General features: G+C 69.4%; 19 protein-coding genes and 1 pseudogene. 8 read left to right on the forward strand and 12 right to left on the reverse strand.

The annotated features are described in order from the left end of the window. Positions 1-11: 11 nt before the first annotated feature. Complete coding sequence (locus ABD073_RS02235) at positions 12-800, forward strand: inositol monophosphatase family protein (RefSeq protein ID WP_343872106.1); 789 nt, start codon at positions 12-14, stop codon at positions 798-800. Between the two features lie 21 nt (positions 801-821). Here the strand turns inward: ABD073_RS02235 and ABD073_RS02240 are convergent, their stop codons facing one another. Beyond that, on the reverse strand, positions 822-1,697 hold the full coding sequence (locus ABD073_RS02240) for an MBL fold metallo-hydrolase (RefSeq protein WP_343872107.1): 876 nt from the start codon (positions 1,695-1,697) through the stop codon (positions 822-824). A gap of 126 nt (positions 1,698-1,823) precedes the next feature. Here ABD073_RS02240 and hrcA point away from each other — a divergent pair, with 126 nt between their 5' ends. Genes hrcA through ABD073_RS02265 form a run of 5 tightly spaced genes read left to right on the forward strand, consistent with a single transcriptional unit; the run spans position 1,824 to position 7,050 of the window. Then, positions 1,824-2,846: a heat-inducible transcriptional repressor HrcA gene (gene hrcA / locus ABD073_RS02245; protein ID WP_343872108.1), complete on the forward strand. Its 1,023-nt coding sequence runs from the start codon at positions 1,824-1,826 to the stop codon at positions 2,844-2,846. Between the two features lie 9 nt (positions 2,847-2,855). Further along, on the forward strand, positions 2,856-4,043 hold the full coding sequence (gene dnaJ, locus ABD073_RS02250) for a molecular chaperone DnaJ (RefSeq protein WP_343872109.1): 1,188 nt from the start codon (positions 2,856-2,858) through the stop codon (positions 4,041-4,043). After that, complete coding sequence (locus tag ABD073_RS02255) at positions 4,040-4,789, forward strand: 16S rRNA (uracil(1498)-N(3))-methyltransferase (protein ID WP_343872110.1); 750 nt, start codon at positions 4,040-4,042, stop codon at positions 4,787-4,789. The genes dnaJ and ABD073_RS02255 overlap by 4 nt, the downstream gene beginning before the upstream one ends. After that, positions 4,786-6,093: a tRNA guanosine(34) transglycosylase Tgt gene (tgt, locus tag ABD073_RS02260; protein ID WP_343872112.1), complete on the forward strand. Its 1,308-nt coding sequence runs from the start codon at positions 4,786-4,788 to the stop codon at positions 6,091-6,093. Before ABD073_RS02255 ends, tgt begins: the two co-directional genes overlap by 4 nt. A gap of 3 nt (positions 6,094-6,096) precedes the next feature. After that, positions 6,097-7,050 (forward strand): PAC2 family protein, encoded by a 954-nt coding sequence (locus tag ABD073_RS02265; RefSeq protein WP_343872113.1) that lies wholly within the window; start codon positions 6,097-6,099, stop codon positions 7,048-7,050. On the opposite strand, the gene ABD073_RS02270 is transcribed toward ABD073_RS02265, so the two are convergent. From ABD073_RS02270 to ABD073_RS02280, 3 genes are all read right to left on the reverse strand, one after another. Continuing rightward, positions 7,047-7,688 (reverse strand): response regulator transcription factor, encoded by a 642-nt coding sequence (locus tag ABD073_RS02270; protein WP_343872115.1) that lies wholly within the window; start codon positions 7,686-7,688, stop codon positions 7,047-7,049. The two genes, ABD073_RS02265 and ABD073_RS02270, sit on opposite strands and share 4 nt — an antisense overlap. Continuing rightward, positions 7,685-8,398: a sensor histidine kinase gene (locus ABD073_RS02275; protein ID WP_343872117.1), complete on the reverse strand. Its 714-nt coding sequence runs from the start codon at positions 8,396-8,398 to the stop codon at positions 7,685-7,687. The genes ABD073_RS02270 and ABD073_RS02275 overlap by 4 nt, the downstream gene beginning before the upstream one ends. A 238-nt stretch (positions 8,399-8,636) precedes the next feature. Further along, positions 8,637-8,792, reverse strand: a complete 156-nt coding sequence (locus ABD073_RS02280; RefSeq protein ID WP_343872118.1) for a hypothetical protein — start codon at positions 8,790-8,792, stop codon at positions 8,637-8,639. 694 nt (positions 8,793-9,486) lie between these two features. On the opposite strand from ABD073_RS02280, the gene ABD073_RS02285 reads away from it, so the two are divergent. Beyond that, complete coding sequence (locus ABD073_RS02285; protein ID WP_343872119.1) at positions 9,487-10,755, forward strand: glycerol-3-phosphate dehydrogenase/oxidase; 1,269 nt, start codon at positions 9,487-9,489, stop codon at positions 10,753-10,755. Further along, the gene (locus tag ABD073_RS02290; RefSeq protein ID WP_343872121.1) at positions 10,718-11,287 is read left to right on the forward strand and encodes a glycerol-3-phosphate dehydrogenase C-terminal domain-containing protein; all 570 of its coding nucleotides are present in this window, start codon (positions 10,718-10,720) and stop codon (positions 11,285-11,287) included. Before ABD073_RS02285 ends, ABD073_RS02290 begins: the two co-directional genes overlap by 38 nt. Positions 11,288-11,486: 199 nt before the next feature. Here the strand turns inward: ABD073_RS02290 and ABD073_RS02295 are convergent, their stop codons facing one another. The 8 genes and pseudogenes from ABD073_RS02295 to dnaK form a co-directional block, all read right to left on the reverse strand. Then, positions 11,487-11,756, reverse strand: a complete 270-nt coding sequence (locus ABD073_RS02295; protein WP_343872122.1) for a rhodanese-like domain-containing protein — start codon at positions 11,754-11,756, stop codon at positions 11,487-11,489. A gap of 79 nt (positions 11,757-11,835) precedes the next feature. Then, a pseudogene (locus ABD073_RS02300) lies at positions 11,836-12,450 on the reverse strand (NAD(P)/FAD-dependent oxidoreductase); the annotation flags it as partial. A 94-nt stretch (positions 12,451-12,544) separates the two neighbouring features. Continuing rightward, entirely contained in the window at positions 12,545-12,868 is a 324-nt protein-coding gene (locus ABD073_RS02305) for an NAD(P)/FAD-dependent oxidoreductase (RefSeq protein ID WP_343872123.1), read from the reverse strand. Further along, positions 12,852-13,022 (reverse strand): hypothetical protein, encoded by a 171-nt coding sequence (locus ABD073_RS02310; protein WP_343872124.1) that lies wholly within the window; start codon positions 13,020-13,022, stop codon positions 12,852-12,854. The genes ABD073_RS02305 and ABD073_RS02310 overlap by 17 nt, the downstream gene beginning before the upstream one ends. A 43-nt stretch (positions 13,023-13,065) precedes the next feature. Continuing rightward, positions 13,066-13,482: a MerR family transcriptional regulator gene (locus ABD073_RS02315; protein WP_343872125.1), complete on the reverse strand. Its 417-nt coding sequence runs from the start codon at positions 13,480-13,482 to the stop codon at positions 13,066-13,068. Positions 13,483-13,484: 2 nt separating this feature from the next. After that, on the reverse strand, positions 13,485-14,585 hold the full coding sequence (locus ABD073_RS02320; protein WP_343872126.1) for a DnaJ C-terminal domain-containing protein: 1,101 nt from the start codon (positions 14,583-14,585) through the stop codon (positions 13,485-13,487). After that, complete coding sequence (gene grpE, locus ABD073_RS02325) at positions 14,585-15,151, reverse strand: nucleotide exchange factor GrpE (protein ID WP_343872127.1); 567 nt, start codon at positions 15,149-15,151, stop codon at positions 14,585-14,587. The genes ABD073_RS02320 and grpE overlap by 1 nt, the downstream gene beginning before the upstream one ends. A gap of 155 nt (positions 15,152-15,306) precedes the next feature. Next, entirely contained in the window at positions 15,307-17,133 is a 1,827-nt protein-coding gene (dnaK, locus tag ABD073_RS02330; RefSeq protein ID WP_343872131.1) for a molecular chaperone DnaK, read from the reverse strand. Positions 17,134-17,172: the final 39 nt, after the last annotated feature.

The raw sequence follows: 17,172 nt of genomic DNA on the forward strand, positions 1-17,172 counted from the left end.
GGCTGGGACCCATGGCCAGCACCAGCGACGTCCTCGAACTCCTGCAGCAGGTTGCCGAACAGGTGATCACGCCACGATTCCGGGCCCTGTCCGGGGACGAGGTGGACGAGAAGCTGCCCGGAGACTTCGTCACCATCGCGGATCGCGAGTCCGAGCAGGTGCTCACCCGCGAGCTTCCCCGGATGTTCCCGGGCGCCACGGTGGTGGGGGAGGAGGCCACCTTCGCCGACCCCCGCGTGTTGGACCGGCTCGGCGACGAGCACGTCTTCCTGGTGGACCCGGTGGACGGCACCCGCAACTTCGTCAAGGGCAGCCCGGACCATGCCGTGATGGTCTCCGAGCTGCGGCGCGGCGAACCCACCCGCACCTGGATCTGGCAGCCCGAGCACCAGCAGGCCTACCTGGCCGAGCGCGGTGCCGGCGCGGTGCGGATCGACCATGGCGTGGAGCAGCCGATGGTCCCGCGCCAGGCACTGCACCGGTTGCCCATCGGGGCCACCTCGAAGGGCGCGCGTCGCGGCTTCACCGCCGACGGCCAACTGGCCCCGGTGCAGATGTCGGCCTGGTGCGCCGGCATCGACTACCCGCGCCTGGCCACGGGCCAGCTGGACTACCTGGTCTACAAGAACCTCAAGCCCTGGGACCACGTCCCCGGCGCGGTCCTGCTGCGCGAGCTGGGTGGCGCCTCGATGGTCTTCGAGGGCCGCGACTACCGCCCGACCGACGCCGGTCCGGGCCTGGTGATCGCGGCCAGCCGGGAGCTGGCCGAGCTGGTCATCGAGACCTGGCAGCAGCCCTGAGCCCGGGGCCGTCGGCGCGGGTCAGAGGCTGGTCAGCGGCAGGAAGCGGCTCTTGGTGACGCCCTTGCGGGCCAGCTCCGCGTAGAGGTGGGGCAGGGCATTGGCGACGGTCTGCGGGGCCAGCGGCCAGTCCACCTCGCGCGGGCCGTTCAGGTCTGCCACCACCTCATCCATGCTGCGCCCGGCCTTCACCTGTTCCTCGGCCGTGGCCCAGAGCATGCTCAGCGCCGCCCGCTGGTTGGCGGCCTGGTCCAGGTCCATTACCGGGCCGTGACCCGGCACGTAGAGGGTGTCCTCGGGCACGTCGCCGATCACGCCGTCCAGCGACTTCGGCCAGCCCTCCACCGTGGAGTCCGGACCCGCCATCGGGTCGCCGGCGCTCTCCAGCATGTCGCCCACGAAGACCACGTGGGCGTCGGGCACCAGCACGAACAGGTCGGAGTCGGAGTGGCCCGTGCCCAGGTGCAGCAGGTCCACCTGCCGCCCGCCCAGGTCCACGGTGGCGATCAGGCTGATCGGCTGGCTGGGGGCCACCAGCTCGGAGGGGTCGAAGCCCAGGTCGGAGCGGATCACCTCGGGGTCCACGTCGGGGTCGTCGGTGCCCAGGTGGTTGGCCAGATTCTCGTGGCCGATGCTGGTCACGCCCTCGATGCCTGCCAGGCCGAAGAAGTGGTCGAAGTGCGCGTGGGTGATGGCCACATGGGTCACCGGCCGGCCCACCAGCGCCTCGGCGCTGGCCGCCAGCTCACGGCCCTGGGCGGGGGAGGAGCCGGTGTCCACCAGCAGCACCCCGGTCTCGCCCACCACCAGGCCAGCATTCACCGCGGCAGGCTGGAGCTGCACCATCCAGATGCCGTCGCGGACCTGCTGCCATTCGCCGATCGAGAATTCACGCACGCCGCAGAGCCTACCCGCGTCGCGGCGGGGCCAGCGGCGTCGACAGCGGGCTACACTGGCACTCGCGCCCGGCGAGTGCCAAGCCACCGACCGTCGCGCCGAGGACATTCGACGACGGGAGGGACGATGCTCGACGACCGCAAGATGGACGTCCTCAAGGCCATCGTGACCGACTACGTCTCGATGCAGGAGCCGGTGGGTTCCAAGGCCCTGGTGGAGCGTCACCAGCTGCAGGTCTCTCCGGCCACGGTCCGCAATGACATGGCCGTGCTGGAGGAGGAGGGCTACATCACCCAGCCCCACACCAGCGCCGGACGGATCCCCACCGACAAGGGCTACCGCCTCTTCGTGGACCGGCTGGCCACCGTCAAGCCGCTCTCCGGTGCGGAGAAGCGCGCCATCCAGACCTTCATGGCCGGCGCCCTGGACCTGGACGACGTGGTGACCCGCACGGTGCGCCTGCTGGCGCAGATCACCCAGCAGGTGGCCATCGTGCAGTACCCGATCAGCTACTCGGCGCTGGTGCGCCACGTCGAGCTGGTCAGCCTCACCGCGGACCGGGTGCTGGTGATCCTGATCAACTCCACCGGCCGGGTGGAGCAGCGCCACGTCGGGCTGCCCGCCCACTCGGAGGAGTCGCTGGCCGAGCTGCGGACCCGGCTCAACCAGGCCGTCGTCGGGCTCGCCCCGGCGCAGGGCGCGGAGCGGCTCACCACCCTGCTCGACGAGCTGCCGCCCGCCATCGCCCGCAGCGATGCCAACAGCGTCGTCGCCACGGTGCTGGAGATGCTGGCCGACGACCCGTCGGCGCGGATCGCGGTGGCCGGCGTGCCCAACCTGTCGCGCTTCGGCGACCAGTTCGACACCACCGTCAAGCCGGTGCTGGAGGCGCTCGAGGAGCAGGTGGTGCTGCTGCACCTGCTGGGCGAGGCCGCCTCCTCGGCCGGTGACGTCACGGTGCGGATCGGCCACGAGAACCCCTATGAACGGCTCCAGTCCACCTCCCTGGTGGCGAGCACCTATGGTTCGGTCGACGACTCCTGGGCCAGCCTGGGCATCGTCGGCCCCACCCGCATGGACTATCCCTCAACCATGGCGTCGGTACGAGCCGTCGCCCGCTATGTCGGCCGCTTCCTGGCAGAAGGATGATTTGACTCGATGAGTTCTGACTACTACGAGATCCTCGGCGTCGAGCGCGATGCGAGCGCCGAGCAGATCAAGAAGGCCTACCGACGGATGGCCATGAAGGTGCATCCCGACGTGGCCACCGAGCCCGATGCGGCGGAGAAGTTCAAGCAGGTCCAGGAGGCCTACGAGGTGCTCTCCGATCCGCAGAAGAAGTCGATCTACGACCGCGGCGGGGACCCGATGGGGGGCGGCTTCGGCGGCATGCCCGGCGGTGGCTTCGGTGGCTTCGGCCAGGCCGGGGGCTTCGCCGGCGGCTTCGACTTCACCAACCTGGTGGACGCCATGTTCGGCCAGCAGGCCTCCCGTGGGCCGCGCTCGCGGGTGCGACGCGGTCAGGACGCCCTGGTGCGCCAGGCGCTCACCCTGTCCGAGGCGGCCTTCGGCGTCACCAAGCCGCTGAACGTGGACACCGCCGTGGTCTGCCCCCGTTGCGAGGGCAGCGGCTGCGCCGACGAGCAGGAGCCGGTGACCTGCACCACCTGCAGCGGCAACGGCGAGATCACCCAGATCCAGCGCTCCTTCCTGGGTGACATCCGCACCTCCCAGCCCTGCCCGGCCTGCCGAGGCTACGGCACCGTGATCCCGCACCCCTGCGGCGAGTGCTCCGGTGAGGGCCGGGTCCGCAGCCAGCGCACCCTGAACGTCAAGATCCCGGCCGGCGTCAGCACCGGCAACCGGATCCACTTGGAGAGCCAGGGCGAGGTCGGCCCCGGTGGCGGGCCCGCCGGCGATCTCTACGTCGAGCTGGTGGTGCAGCCCCACGAGGTCTTCACCCGCGACGGCGACAACCTGGAGATGGTGCTGCGGATCCCGATGACCGCAGCGGCGCTGGGCACCAGCTTCGAGGTGGCCACCCTGGAGGCCGACCGGGAGGACACCGACGAGGCGGAGCGCTCCATCACCGTCGAGGTGCCCGCCGGCACCCAGAGCGGTACCCGGATCGCGGTGCCGAACCGTGGCATTCCGCGCCTGCGTGGCAGCGGCCGCGGTGAGCTGGGCATCACGCTGGTGGTGCAGACCCCCACGAAGCTGGACTCGCACCAGAAGGACCTGATGCGCCAGCTGGCCGAGGCCCGTGGCGAGACCCAGCCGAGTGCCCAGGTGCACAAGGGCAAGCAGGGCGTCTTCGACCGCCTGAAGGAGGCCTTCGGCGCGTGACGGACCCCCTCTTCCTGGCCGAGATCGCCGGCGCGGCCCCCGGCAGCCGGGTGGCCGTCACCGGCGACGAGGGCCGCCATGCCGCCGTCGTGAAGCGGATCCAGACCGGCGAGTCGGTGCTGCTGGCCGACGGCCACGGCTCCGCGGTGCGCGGCCCGGTGGTGGAGGTGGACAAGCGCGGCATCGTCGTCGAGGTGGTCGAGCTGCTCTCCGCCCCCGAGCATGCCCACCGCTGGGTGGGCGTGCAGGCGCTGGCCAAGGGGGACCGCTCCGACCTGGCCGTGGAGACCATGACCGAGCTGGGCGTCGACGAGGTGGTGGCCTGGCAGGCCAGCCGCTCCATCGTGCGCTGGAGCGCCGACAAGGCCGCCAAGGGCCTGGTCAAGTGGCAGTCCACCGCGCGCGAGGCCACCAAGCAGTCGCGCCGCTTCCGCGTCCCCGAGGTCACCACGGCGAGCACCCGCCAGCTCTGCGAGCGCATCGAGCGCGCCGCCCTGGCCCTGGTGCTGCACGAGGCCGCCACCACCCAGCTCGCCGAGGTGGAGCTGCCGGCCACCGGCGAGGTGCTCTTCGTGGTGGGCCCGGAGGGTGGCATCAGCCCCGAGGAGCTGGCCGCCTTCGAGGCTGCCGGCGCCCGCACCGTCCTGGTCAGCGATGCCGTGCTGCGCACCTCGACCGCTGGCGTGGTGGCCCTGGCCCAGCTGCAGCTCATGGCCGCCCGCGCGACGGACGGGGGAGCGGCATGACCGGCTTCGGTTTCACGCCACGCACCGTGATGGAGGACGGGGTGGGCCGCACCGGCACCATCCACACGCCCCACGGCGAGATCCAGACCCCTGCCTTCGTGGTGGTGGGCACCAAGGCCACCGTCAAGGCCGTGCTGCCCGAGTCCGTCGCCCAGGTGGGCGCCCAGGCGGTGCTCGCCAATGCCTACCACCTCTACCTCCAGCCGGGCAGCGACCTGGTGGACGAGGCCGGGGGACTGGGCCGCTTCATGAACTGGCCCGGGCCCACCTTCACCGACTCCGGCGGCTTCCAGGTGATGAGCCTGGGCGCCGGCTTCAAGAAGGTGATCTCCATGGACTCCTCCCATGCCGCCGACGACGGCGCCGTGGCCGAGGGCAAGGAGCGGCTGGCCCACGTCGACGACGACGGTGTCACCTTCAAGAGCCACCTCAACGGAGACCTGCACCGCTTCACGCCCGAGGTGAGCATGCGCGTGCAGCACGAGCTGGGCGCCGACATCATGTTCGCCTTCGACGAGCTGACCACCCTGATGAACACCCGCGCCTACCAGGAGAGCTCGCTGGAGCGCACCCGACGCTGGGCCGAGCGATGCCTGGCCGAGCACCGCAGGCTCACCGAGGAACGCGCAGACAAGCCCTACCAGGCGCTCTTCGGGGTGCTGCAGGGCGCCCAGTACGAGGACCTGCGCCGCAAGGCGGCGCGGGACCTGGGCAGCATGGAGGTGGACGGGCAGCGCTTCGACGGTTTCGGCTTCGGCGGGGCGCTGGAGAAGGACCAACTGGGCACCATCTGCCGCTGGATGGCCACCGAGCTGCCGTTCGACAAGCCGCGCCACCTGCTGGGGATCAGCGAGCCCGACGACTTCTTCGCGGCCGTCGCCGCCGGCGCCGACACCTTCGACTGCGTCAACCCCTCGCGGGTGGCGCGCAACTCGGCGATCTACACCGCCGACGGGCGCTACAACCTGAACACCGCCGCCAACCGCCGCGCCTTCGTCCCGCTCGAGGACGGCTGCGACTGCTACACCTGCACCCACTACACCCGGGCCTACCTGCACCACCTGTTCAAGGCCAAGGAGATGCTGGCCTCCACCCTGGCCACCATCCACAACGAGCGCTTCACGGTGCGCCTGGTGGACACCATCCGCCAGGCCATGGACCAGGGTGACTTCGAGGCGCTGCGCACCGACTTCCTGGGCCGCTTCTACGCCCGACGCGCTGCCCCGTCCGGGAATGCCGCTGCGGCTTCGGGCGTTGAGACCATGAAGGCCCCGACGGGCCACCACGCCACCGATGGGAAGTGAGTCATGAAGGACCCCCGTGAGCTCTACGAGCTGTCCGGTGCGCCGGTCCACGGTGCGCCCGCGCTGATCGCGCTGACCGGCTTCATGGATGCCGGCCAGGCGGCGATGGGTGCGGTGCAGCACCTGATCGACAGCCACTCCTCGCGGATCATCGCGCGCTTCGACGTGGACCAACTGGTCGACCACCGCTCGCGTCGTCCGCTGATCACCTACGACCGTGACCACTACACCGACTACCAGCCGATGGAGCTGGTGGTGCGCGTGGTCACCGACGACGCCGGCAAGGACTTCCTGGTGGTCACCGGACCGGAGCCGGACTACCAGTGGGAGCGCTTCTGCGCTGCCTTCGCAATCCTGCTCGGGGAGCTGGGCTGCACCCTGGCGGTCGGCCTGCACGGCATCCCGTGGGGCGCACCGCACACCCGTCCGGTGGGCCTGACCGCGCACAGCATCGACCCGACGCTGATCGCGGACTACCCGACCATGCACGACAAGATGCAGCTGCCCAGCTCGGTGGAGGCCCTGCTGGAGGTGCGGCTGCCTGCCGCCCACATCCGTACCGTGGGCTTCAGCGTCCACGTGCCGCACTATCTGGCCGGTGGCGAGTTCCCGGCCGGCTCGGTGCGGCTGGTGGATGCGGCCGCCGACGTGGCCGAGCTCTCGCTGGCCGTGCCGGACCTGCGCAGCGCCGCCGACGAGTACCTGCGCGAGCTGGACGCCCTGGTGGCGCAGAACCCGGAGAATGCCGAGGCGATCGGCCAGATGGAGGCCGCCTACGACCAGGCCGTCGCCGGGCGAGAGCTGCCCTCCGAGCCCGCGCCGAAGCCGGTGGACGAGTCGCAGATCCCCTCGGGTGACCAGCTGGCGGCGGAGTTCGAGCAATTCCTCAAGGACTCCGACAAGGGCGAGGGCAAGGGCTTCGACGAGAACAACGACTTCGGCGGCTTCGGCCGCTAGGCCCGCCCCGGCTGGACCAGGGTGGCGATCTGCACCCGGTTGGACAGGCCCAGCTTGGCCAGGATGCTTGAGACGCACGCCTTCACGTTGCCGACGCTCATGTACTGCTGGGCCGCGATCTCCGCATTGGTCAGGCCCCGGGCGATGGCCAGCGCCACCTCGCCCTCGAGCTCGCTCAGCTGGGTGAGGGAGTCGAGGGATTCCCGACGGGCTCGGGCGCCATTGGTGTAGGCGGCAACGAGCCGCGGGGTGATGGCCGGTGCCAGTGTGGGTTCTCCGGCATGCGTTCGACGGATCGCCGCGGCCAGCTCGTCGGGGCTGGTGTCCTTGAGCAGGAAGCCGTCGGCGCCGGCGGTCAGTGCCTCTCGGATCATGTCGTCGGTGTCCCAGGTGGTCAGCACCAGTACGCGGGGCCCATGCGGCTGCCGCTTGATCGCGCGCGTCGCCTCGATGCCGTTCATGCCCGGCATGCGCAGGTCCATCAGGACGACGTCGGGCGTGCCCAGGCGCACCTGGTCGATCGCCTCCTGCCCGTCGCTAGCGGTGCCGACGATCTCGAGGTCCGGCTGCTCCGCGAGCATGGACCTGATGCCGGCCAGGACGAAGGTGTCGTCGTCGACCACGAGAAGTCTTGTCATGGTTTCTCCTCCACCGGAATGGTGACCTCGAGGACGTGGGTGCCCTCGCGAATGGCGTGCGTCAGGCTTCCTTCGCACAGGTGGACGCGTTCGGTGATCCTTCGCAGGCCGTAGCCGGCGGCGGTCGGACTCGGGCCGCCCACCGGGTTGGTGACCACCAGCAGGGCAGGGCCGGCCTCCTGTCGCAGGATCACCTCGATGCGGCCGGGGCTGCCGTGCTTGTGCGCATTGGTGACAGCCTCCTGCGCGATGCGGAAGACGTGCCGCCCCGCACCCGGTGCCAGGAGGGTCTCCTCGAGGTCCACCTCGACCCGGACGGGCCGCTCCGCGGTGCTGGCCTCGAGGGCGAGCCGGGGCTGGTCGAGGACGTCCGGCTGCGGGGCGTGCTGGTGGTCCTCGCGCAGGTCTGTGAGGATGGCGCGCAGCTCGGACAGCGAGGCGCGGGCATTGGCCCGGATCAGCGCGCCGGCCTGGATGCGCTCCTCGTCATCCATGGTGGTGCGGTGCTCCAGCGCCGCCGAGTGCATGCTGATCAGGCTCAGCCGGTGGGCCAGCACGTCGTGCATCTCCCGGGCGATCGCCAGCCGTTCCTGCACCTGGGCGGCCGTTACGGCGCTGTGCCGTTCGCGGACCAGCGCCTGGTTCTGCTCCCGCAGGGAGCGGACCAGGGCCCGTTGCGCACCGATGAAGCTTCCCCAGGCGCGAAGCACTCGACCGCCAGGGCGACGACCGCCAGGCCCCACCAGGACTGCTGGTAGGGGGCCTGCGGGGTCCACGGCAGCTGCCAGCGCACCAGGGCCAGCACCAGGTAGACGGCCATGGCGGCCTGGCCGTGCCACAGTCGCGATGACCAGCCGCCCGCGCGACATGGAGCAGGGCCGTCCCGCAGGCCGCCGTCGAGACCACCGAGAGGGCCATCCCCGCATCCGTCCGGCCCCGTCGTGACAGTCAGAGCGCCACCACCCCGGCCGCCGTGTCATCGAGCAGCCACCGGACCGGCACGGTCACCTGGTTGTCAGCCGAACTGTCCAGGGCGCACAGCAGGACGAAGAACACGCCGGCTGCGGCGACGAGCGTGCCAGCCGCGCCCGGGGGATTCCTCACCCGCCGATCCTAGGTGTTGGTGGCATGAGATGTCCTGGCTATCTTTCGGCCATGTCTGGCGACGAATGGCCCGGAGGCGTGGCCGACCGCCTCCGGGGCCTGGCCGCTTGTGTCCGGCGGTTACCAGTCCCGGACTTCCCCGCGCAATTCCGGACACGACCGGACGTAGAATGTGCCTGGCACGATCTAAACCGGACTTGACCAGCGGGGCACGCCCTTCCCTGCGCCGCAGTTGCCGGGTTGTCCTGGTCCGGAGCGGGCATGCCCGACGGGTTCGGCGACCGTTGGTTCCACAGCTGTGGAGAGAGACCACCGGTCCCACCCCCGCCTGTGTGCAAGTTGGGGAGCTCTGTGGACGGACATGTTGAGGAGTTGGCTCGATGGATGGGTCTTCACGGTGACAGCGGCGCTGTCCTGCTCGTGACCGGCTTCGCGGTGGGTGCCACGAATGCATGCCATGTCAGCGGGCCATGGGTGCTGCCACCGATGGTGTCGAGCGTTCGCGGTGGCTGAGATGGGGGGATGGGGCACGCACCCCTCAACCATCTGAACCGAACCAGGTTGCCATGGTCCTCACCGGCAAGGTCTCAGGCGTCTGTGCGGCAGGCCAGCGTCAGGCGAGGCACGGGCCAGCGGGCGTTGTCCGGAAGGGAGTCCAATGGCACGCCATACGACTGCTGGAGGAGCATCGACCATGTCACCTGAACTCAGACCCCCTCACGTCCCGACCTCTCGCGAAGTCCCGATCCTCGAGGGGGATGGATCTGCGCTCAATGCGGAACAACGTACCCTTTCCCTGACGGAACTGACCTCTGGCGAGCCCCTGGACCTCCTCGTGGTAGGTGGCGGTGTCACGGGAGCTGGTATTGCGCTCGATGCCGCCAGCCGGGGTTTGCGTACGGGCATCGTCGAGATGGGTGACTGGGCCTCGGGCACTTCGTCCTGGTCCTCGAAACTCGTCCATGGCGGCCTGCGATACCTGTACCAACTCGACTTCCCCCTGGTACATGAGGCCCTCACAGAACGGGGCCGTCTGCTGACGACCACCGCCCCTCACCTGGTGAAGCCGCAGCCATTCCTGTGGCCGTTGAAGCACCACTACGAGCGTGTGTACTCCGCCGTCGGCGTCGGCCTGTATGACGCCCTCGCCGTGGCCGGTGCCCGCGGGCGGTGCACGGTTCCGCTCCAGAAGCACCTGGGACGTAGGGGGACGCAGGAGCTGGCACCGGCGCTGGACACGTCGCAGTTGGTGGGAGCCATCCGCTTCCATGACGCGCGGGTCGACGACGCACGCCTCGTGATCGACCTCGTGCGCTCCGCGGTCGGTCTCGGTGCCTTCGCCGCCAGTCGCACCCAGGTCACCAAGTACCTCACCGATGGTGCCGGAACCGTTACCGGGGCTCGCGTGATCGACCGTGAGACTGGCAGGGAACACGACATCCGCGCCACCCGCACCATCAATGCCACCGGCGTATGGACCGAGCAGACACAGAACCTCGCCGCCCATGAAGGTGGGCTCAAGGTCCTGGCATCCAAGGGCATTCACATCGTCGTGCCGAAGGAAGCGATCGACGCCAAGACAGGGATCTTCCTCCGCACGGAGAAGTCTGTCCTGTTCATCATCCCGTGGCCTCGCTATTGGGTCATTGGAACCACCGACACACCATGGCAGCACGACGTCTCCAAGCCCGTCGCCACCAGCGCTGACATCGACTACATCCTCCAGCATGCGAACGCAGCGCTGAGCCGCCCCCTGACACGCGACGACATCATTGGCACCTACGCCGGGCTGCGGCCGCTCCTGCAGCCGCAACTCAAGTCAGGCTCCGACACGGCAAGTACCAAAATTTCGCGGGAACACACAGTGACGGGTTGCCCCCGGCCTGACGGCGATCGCCGGCGGCAAACTCACCACCTACCGGGTCATGGCCGAGGACGCCGTCGACCACGCACTTGGCGATGAACTCGCGACAGCCCGTCCCACCCGCACCACGACCCTGCCGCTGGTTGGCGCCAACGGCTACCGGGAATTGGCCGGGCACGCCGAGGAACTTGCCAGCACCCGCGGCTGGCCCCTGACACGGGTCACACACCTCTTGGATCGCTATGGGTCGGAGACGCCTGCTCTACTGGCTGCCGCTGACGAGCACGACGCGGCGCTGGCCGTGGGATCGCAGGAGCTGGCCTGGGGCCAGCCGCTGACCGGTGCACCGGACTTCCTGCGGGCAGAAGTCGCCTGGGCAGTCACCCATGAGGGTGCCACCCACCTTGATGATGTGCTTCTGCGACGTGTGCGACTGGACATCGAACGACGAGATCGAGGACTGTCTGCCAGCGACGAGATCCTCGTCATCATGGCCCCACTGCTGGGGTGGGACGCCGCCGACATCGACCGCGAACGCCGGGCCTACGCCGACCGGGTTGCGCAGATTGCGGCAGCCGAGGCCGAGACCGACGACGCGGCCGCCGTGTCCCACTTGTCCATTGCCATCTGAACCACCAATGCCCCGGGGGTGGCCACCAGCATCGCTGGTGGCCACCCCCGCGCTCTTCCTGTCACGTGCGTGGTGGAAGCGCTTTCGTCCAGGCGCGGGTTCCGGCGATCCAGGTCTTGTAGCCCCCGTCCAAGTTGCGGGCAGGGATGTCGTGCCCGGCCAGGATCCGGCACGCCACATGGCCGCGCACACCCACAGCTCAGTGCACGATCAACTCGTGGCCCGGGGCCAGCTCCCGGACCTCGTCGATGCGCTGACGCAGCTCATCGACGGGCATGTTGATGGCTCCGGGGATGGCTCCGGCCGCGAACTCTGCGCGGCTATGGACGTCGAGGAGGACGGCGACACTGTCCTGGGCCTGGGCGAGCTGGTGCCACTGGTGGGTCAGCGAGGTGGCGGTGTGCAGGTTCTCGTCGGCGAAGCCGAGCATGTTCATCGGATCCTTGGCGCTGCCGAAGGGCGGCGGCATAGGCCAGTTCCAGTTGCGCCCGATCACTGGCCATCACATGGCCGGTCATTGCCGTGGCAATGACATCGATCCGCTTGTCAACACTCTTGGGGCCCACGCTCTGGGCTCCGAGGATCGCGTCGGTGTAGGGGTCGACGAGCAGCTTCAGCGCCATCTGTGTGGCGCCGGGGTAGTAGCCGGCACGGTCTCGGTCGGATGGGTGTGGATCGCGCGGTAGGGGCGCCTGCGGCACGCAGCTGCTTCTCATTCCAGCTGACGGTGGCCGCCTGCAGACCGAACAGGTCCACGATTGCGGTGCCGAGCACCGGACGGTCGCCGATCTCGCGGCCCATGATGCGGCCGGCGATCTGCCGTCCCTGCAGGTTCGCCGTCTGGGCCAGCGGCACCAGGACCAAGCACGCACCAGGACCAAGCACCCATGGACCGCGTCATGCTTGGCCACGGCGTCACCGGCCACGTAGATGTGCGGATCGCGCGTGGTGAGGTTCCGGTCGACGACGATCCCGCCATTGGGTGCGCACTCCAGGCCCGCATCACGGGCGAGCTGCGAGTCAGGGCGCACCCCGATGGCGGCCACCACCAGGTCGGCATCCAGGATCGACTGGTCGGCGAGGGTCACGTCGTGGTCACCGATGGCGGTGACCGCGCACCCCAGGTGCAGGTCGACCCCGGCCGAGCGCAGCGCGTCGCGCAGGTGTGGCCATCTCGGGGTCGAGCGGTGCCAGGACTTGGTCGGTGGCCCCCACCAGCGCCACCCGCAGGCCCTTGCGAACGAGGTTCTCGGCGACCTAGAGACCGATGAAACCGCCGCCGATCACCGCGTCGGTGCGGGCCTGCTGGGCGGCGGCAGCGAGCGCATCGGTGCCCTCGACATCGCGCAGGGTCAGTGCCCGCTCGATGCCGGGGATCGACGGACGCACCGGTTTGGCACCGGGCGCCAGCACCAGCCGGTCGTAGTGCAGACGCCGGGCGGCGCCAGGGGCCAGGTCGGTGACGGTGTGAGCTGTGCGGTCGATGGCCTCGGCGCGGGTGTTGACCAGTACGTCGATGTTGAAGCGCGCCTTGATGGCCTCGGGCGTCTGCAGCAGCAGGGCATCAAGGTCGGTGCTCACACCACCCACGTAGTAGGGCAGACCGCAGTTGGCGAGCGGAGGAGATGTGGCCCGACTTCGCCACGACGGTCATGGAGGCCTGCTCGTCGAGACGCCGTAGGCGGGCGGCGGCCGACATGCCGGCGGCGACGCCGCCGATGATCACGATGTCCATGGGACTTCCTTTCCGGAGGATGTCAGGGGGTGGCCGGGCGGGCTCAGCGGCCCAGACGACGCCGGGCACCCGGGCGGTGTCGCCCGACCCAGACCTGCCCGTCGGTGCCCGTGGTGAAGACGCGGCCGCTGGGGGTGGGCATTGCGCTGTCCAGCTCGGCCCACAACTGGCCGACCAGGTGGTCGAGCTCACGGCGCGTCTGGTCGATCTGGTCGCGCAGCGCGAAGATCGAGGCCACCTGCGCGACGGGTATCCCGGCGTGCTGCACCATGTTGCGCGCCTGGCAAAGCCGGGCCACGTCGGCCCGGCCGTAGACGGGCTGGCCGATGTCTTGGCCGGGATGCACGATCCCGGCCCGGGCGAAGGCATCCAGGGTGCGCGGGTGGATCCCGGTCAGGTGCACCACCTGGATGGTGGTGAACACGACGTCGTCACGCCGCTCGTGGTTGTTGCTGGTCATGGTCATTCCCTCCCTAGGATCGAGGCGCGCGGGTTGGTCTCACCCATCGCGCGGGCGAAGTCTCGGATGGCCTGCTTGGCCTGGTCATTCACGCTGCTCGGCATCTGCACCTGCAGGGTCACCAGCAGGTCACCGGTGCCGGCCTTGGTCTTCACGCCCTTGCCGCGCACCCGCAGCGTGCGGCCGTTGGGCGTGCACTCGGCCACGCGCACCGTCACCCGTCCACCCTCGAGGGTCGGCACCTCGATGTCGGCGCCCAGGATCAACTCATCGACGGTGACCGGCACGTCGAGGGTCAGGTCACGGCCCTTTCGGCCGAACAGCCGGTGCGGGGTGACGTGGACGCGCACCAGCAGGTCGCCGGCAGGTCCGCCGTTGACGCCGGGCGAACCCTTGCCCTTGATCCGGATGGTCTGCCCGTCGTCGACGCCGGCCGGGATGCGTACCTTCATCGTCCGCGACTGCGGCACCCGGGCGGTGCCACCGCACGAGCCGCACACCTGCGGCGGGTTGCCCGAGGTGATGCCGGCCCCGCCACAGGCCGTGCACGGCACCTGCGAGGCCAGCTGCATCGACACCATCGTGCCGGCCACGGCCTCCTCGAAGCCGATGGTCACCTCACCCTCGATGTCGGCACCCTGGCGCGGGCCCTGCGGGCGACGCCCACCGAAGCCACCGCCCTGTCCGAACAGGCCACCCAGGATGTCCTCGTAGCCGCCACCCTGGCCGAACAGGTCCTCGGCCGAGCCACCCGTGGAGTAGCTGTAGGTGAAGGGCCCACCACCGCCCTGGCCGTACTGGCCTCCGGCACCCGAGAAACCCGCACCGTACTGGCCGGCGCCGGATCCGTAGCCGAAACCGCCGTTGGCGACCATCTCGCGGATCTCGTCGTAATCGCGGCGCGAGTCGGGGTTGGACAGCACCGAGTTGGCCTCGGAGACCTCCTTGAAGCGGGCCTCCGCCGCAGCATCACCGGGGTGCTGGTCGGGGTGGTTCTCGCGGGCCAGCTTGCGGAAGGCCTTCTTGATGTCCTTGTCAGAAGCGTCCTTGGAGACCCCGAGCACCTTGTAGAAGTCCTTGTCGACCCAGTCCTGGGCGCTCATCAGCGGTCCTCCTGTCCCGTCAGGTCATCGTGGGTGGTGGCCTCGGGATCGGGGTCACTGACCGCGACCCGGGCGGGGCGCAGCACCTTGTCATCGATGCGGTGGCCGGGCTGCATCACCTGCGAGACACAGGTCTGGGTGGCGCCGGGCAAGGGCTGCTGCATCAGCGCCTCGTGCAGGGCCGGGTCGAAGGCGTCACCGACCTCACCGAAGCTGGTCATGCCGTGACGGGTGGTGAGGGCCAGCACCTGGTCGGCCAGCACCTTCACCGGTCCGTCCAGCTGGCCGTGCTCGTCGGCCAAGCGGATCGCGTCGAGCACCGGCAGCAGCTCACCGAGCACCTTCTCGACACCGCCCCGCCGCGCCAGGTCGCGGTCGCGGTCGACGCGCTTCTTGTAGTTGACGTACTCGGCCTGCAGCCGCTGCAAGTCCTCGGTGCGCTCGGCCAGGCGACCTTTCAGCTCGGCCGCCTGCGCGCGCAGCGCCTCGACCTGCGCGGCAGCGTCGAGCTCCTCGGTGGTCGTGCTCTGCTGACCGGTCGTGGTGGTCACGTCGTCTGCGCTCATCTGTCCTCCTCATGTCTGGTGGGTGGCAGCACCTGGTAGGCAGGCACTGCTGCGAATGGCCCATGGCCCCGCGAAGCGCCCGCAGCGGGGGGCGGGCCGATCGCGTGGTCACCGCCCGGAACGGGTGGGGCCGCGAGGCGACCCCACCCGGCGGATCACTTGTCGTCGACGATCTCCGCGTCGACCACGTCGTCGTCCGAACCACCGGCATCGGCCGGGGAGGCCTGCTCCTGGGCCTGCTCCTGGGCCTGCGCCTGACTGGCCGCATAGACGGCCTGGCCCATGGCGGAGGCCTTGGTGTTCAGGTCCTCCATCGCGGCCTTGACCTCGGAGTCGTTGTCGGTGCCCTTCAGGGCCTCCTTCAGCTTCTCCAGGGCCTCGACGACCGGGGCCTTGACCTCGTCGCCGATGCTGTCGGCGTCGGCCAGCAGCTTCTCGGTGCGGAAGGCCAGGGCATCGGCCTCGTTGCGCATCTCGACGGCCTCACGGCGCTTGCGGTCCTCCTCGGCGTGCGCCTCGGCGTCACGGACCATCCGGTCGATGTCCTCCTTGCCCAGCGCCGAACCACCGGTGACGGTCATCGATTGCTCCTTGCCGGTGGCCTTGTCCTTGGCCGAAACGTGGACGATGCCGTTGGCGTCGATGTCGAAGGTGACCTCGATCTGCGGCACGCCACGCGGGGCGGGCATCAGGCCGGTGAGCTCGAAGTTGCCGAGCGACTTGTTGTCGCGGGCGAACTCGCGCTCACCCTGGTAGACCTGCACCATCACCGACGGCTGGTTGTCCTCGGCGGTGGTGAAGATCTCCGAGCGCTTCGTCGGGATCGTCGTGTTGCGCTCGATGATCTTGGTCATCACACCACCCTTGGTCTCCAGGCCCAGGCTCAGCGGGGTCACGTCGAGCAGCAGTACGTCCTTGACCTCACCCTTCAGCACACCGGCCTGCAGGGAGGCGCCCAGCGCGACGACCTCGTCGGGGTTGACACCCTTGTGCGGCTCCTTGCCGGACAGCTCCTTCACCAGGTCCGCGACGGCGGGCATGCGGGTCGAGCCACCCACCAGGAGGACCTGGTCGATCTTGTCCACCGAGGTGTTGGCATCCTTGATCACGGCGTTGAAGGGAACCTTGCAGCGATCCAGCAGGTCCTGGGTCATGCGCTGGAACTCGGCGCGGGTGAGCTTCTCGTCCAGGTGCAGCGGGCCCTCGGCACCGGCGGTGATGTAGGGCAGGTTGATGGAGGTCTCCTGGGACGAAGACAGCTCGATCTTGGCGCGCTCGGCAGCCTCCTGCAGACGCTGGGAAGCCATCTTGTCCTTGGACAGGTCGATGCCGTTCTTGTTCTTGAACTGGGTGACCAGCCAGTCGACGATCCGCTGGTCCCAGTCATCGCCACCCAGGCGGTTGTCACCCTTGGTGGCCTTCACCTCGAAGACGCCCTCGGAGATGTCCAGCAGGGAGACGTCGAAGGTGCCGCCACCCAGGTCGAAGACCAGGACCGTCTGCTCCTTGCCACCCTTGTCCAGGCCGTAGGCCAGGGCCGCGGCGGTGGGCTCATTGATGATGCGGTCCACGGTCAGGCCCGCGATCTCACCGGCCTCCTTGGTGGCCTGACGCTCGGCGTCGGAGAAATAGGCCGGGACGGTGATGACGGCATTGGTGACGGACTCACCCAGGTAGGCCTCGGCGTCACGCTTCAGCTTCTGCAGCACGAAGGCGCTGATCTGCTGGGGCTTGTAGTCCTTGCCGTCGATCTTGATGCTCCAGTCGGTGCCCATGTGGCGCTTGACGGAGCGAATGGTGCGATCGACGTTGGTGACGGCCTGGCGCTTGGCGACCTCGCCCACCAGGACCTCACCGGTCTTGCTGAATGCCACCACCGACGGGGTGGTGCGAGCGCCTTCGGCGTTCGGAATGACAGTGGGATCGCCACCCTCAAGAACTGCGAGGGACTGCCCCGGGTTTGGTTGACACTGACATCTCAGGTCCGTGAGGGCCTGGTGAGAGGATGCATGTCATGCCCA

This window comes from Luteococcus peritonei, from assembly GCF_039526385.1.
GTDB lineage: Bacteria > Actinomycetota > Actinomycetes > Propionibacteriales > Propionibacteriaceae > Luteococcus > Luteococcus peritonei.

Bases quoted from the DNA above. Each gene is read 5' to 3' on its own strand.
- ABD073_RS02235 (WP_343872106.1), top strand. From the start codon at position 12: ATGGCCAGCACCAGCGACGTCCTCGAACTCCTGCAGCAGGTTGCCGAA.
- hrcA (WP_343872108.1), top strand. From the start codon at position 1,824: ATGCTCGACGACCGCAAGATGGACGTCCTCAAGGCCATCGTGACCGAC.
- dnaJ (WP_343872109.1), top strand. From the start codon at position 2,856: ATGAGTTCTGACTACTACGAGATCCTCGGCGTCGAGCGCGATGCGAGC.
- tgt (WP_343872112.1), top strand. From the start codon at position 4,786: ATGACCGGCTTCGGTTTCACGCCACGCACCGTGATGGAGGACGGGGTG.
- ABD073_RS02265 (WP_343872113.1), top strand. From the start codon at position 6,097: ATGAAGGACCCCCGTGAGCTCTACGAGCTGTCCGGTGCGCCGGTCCAC.
- ABD073_RS02270 (WP_343872115.1), bottom strand. From the start codon at position 7,688: ATGACAAGACTTCTCGTGGTCGACGACGACACCTTCGTCCTGGCCGGC.
- ABD073_RS02285 (WP_343872119.1), top strand. From the start codon at position 9,487: ATGTCACCTGAACTCAGACCCCCTCACGTCCCGACCTCTCGCGAAGTC.
- ABD073_RS02290 (WP_343872121.1), top strand. From the start codon at position 10,718: ATGGCCGAGGACGCCGTCGACCACGCACTTGGCGATGAACTCGCGACA.
- ABD073_RS02295 (WP_343872122.1), bottom strand. From the start codon at position 11,756: ATGCCGCCGCCCTTCGGCAGCGCCAAGGATCCGATGAACATGCTCGGC.
- ABD073_RS02310 (WP_343872124.1), bottom strand. From the start codon at position 13,022: ATGGACATCGTGATCATCGGCGGCGTCGCCGCCGGCATGTCGGCCGCC.
- ABD073_RS02315 (WP_343872125.1), bottom strand. From the start codon at position 13,482: ATGACCAGCAACAACCACGAGCGGCGTGACGACGTCGTGTTCACCACC.
- ABD073_RS02320 (WP_343872126.1), bottom strand. From the start codon at position 14,585: ATGAGCGCCCAGGACTGGGTCGACAAGGACTTCTACAAGGTGCTCGGG.
- grpE (WP_343872127.1), bottom strand. From the start codon at position 15,151: ATGAGCGCAGACGACGTGACCACCACGACCGGTCAGCAGAGCACGACC.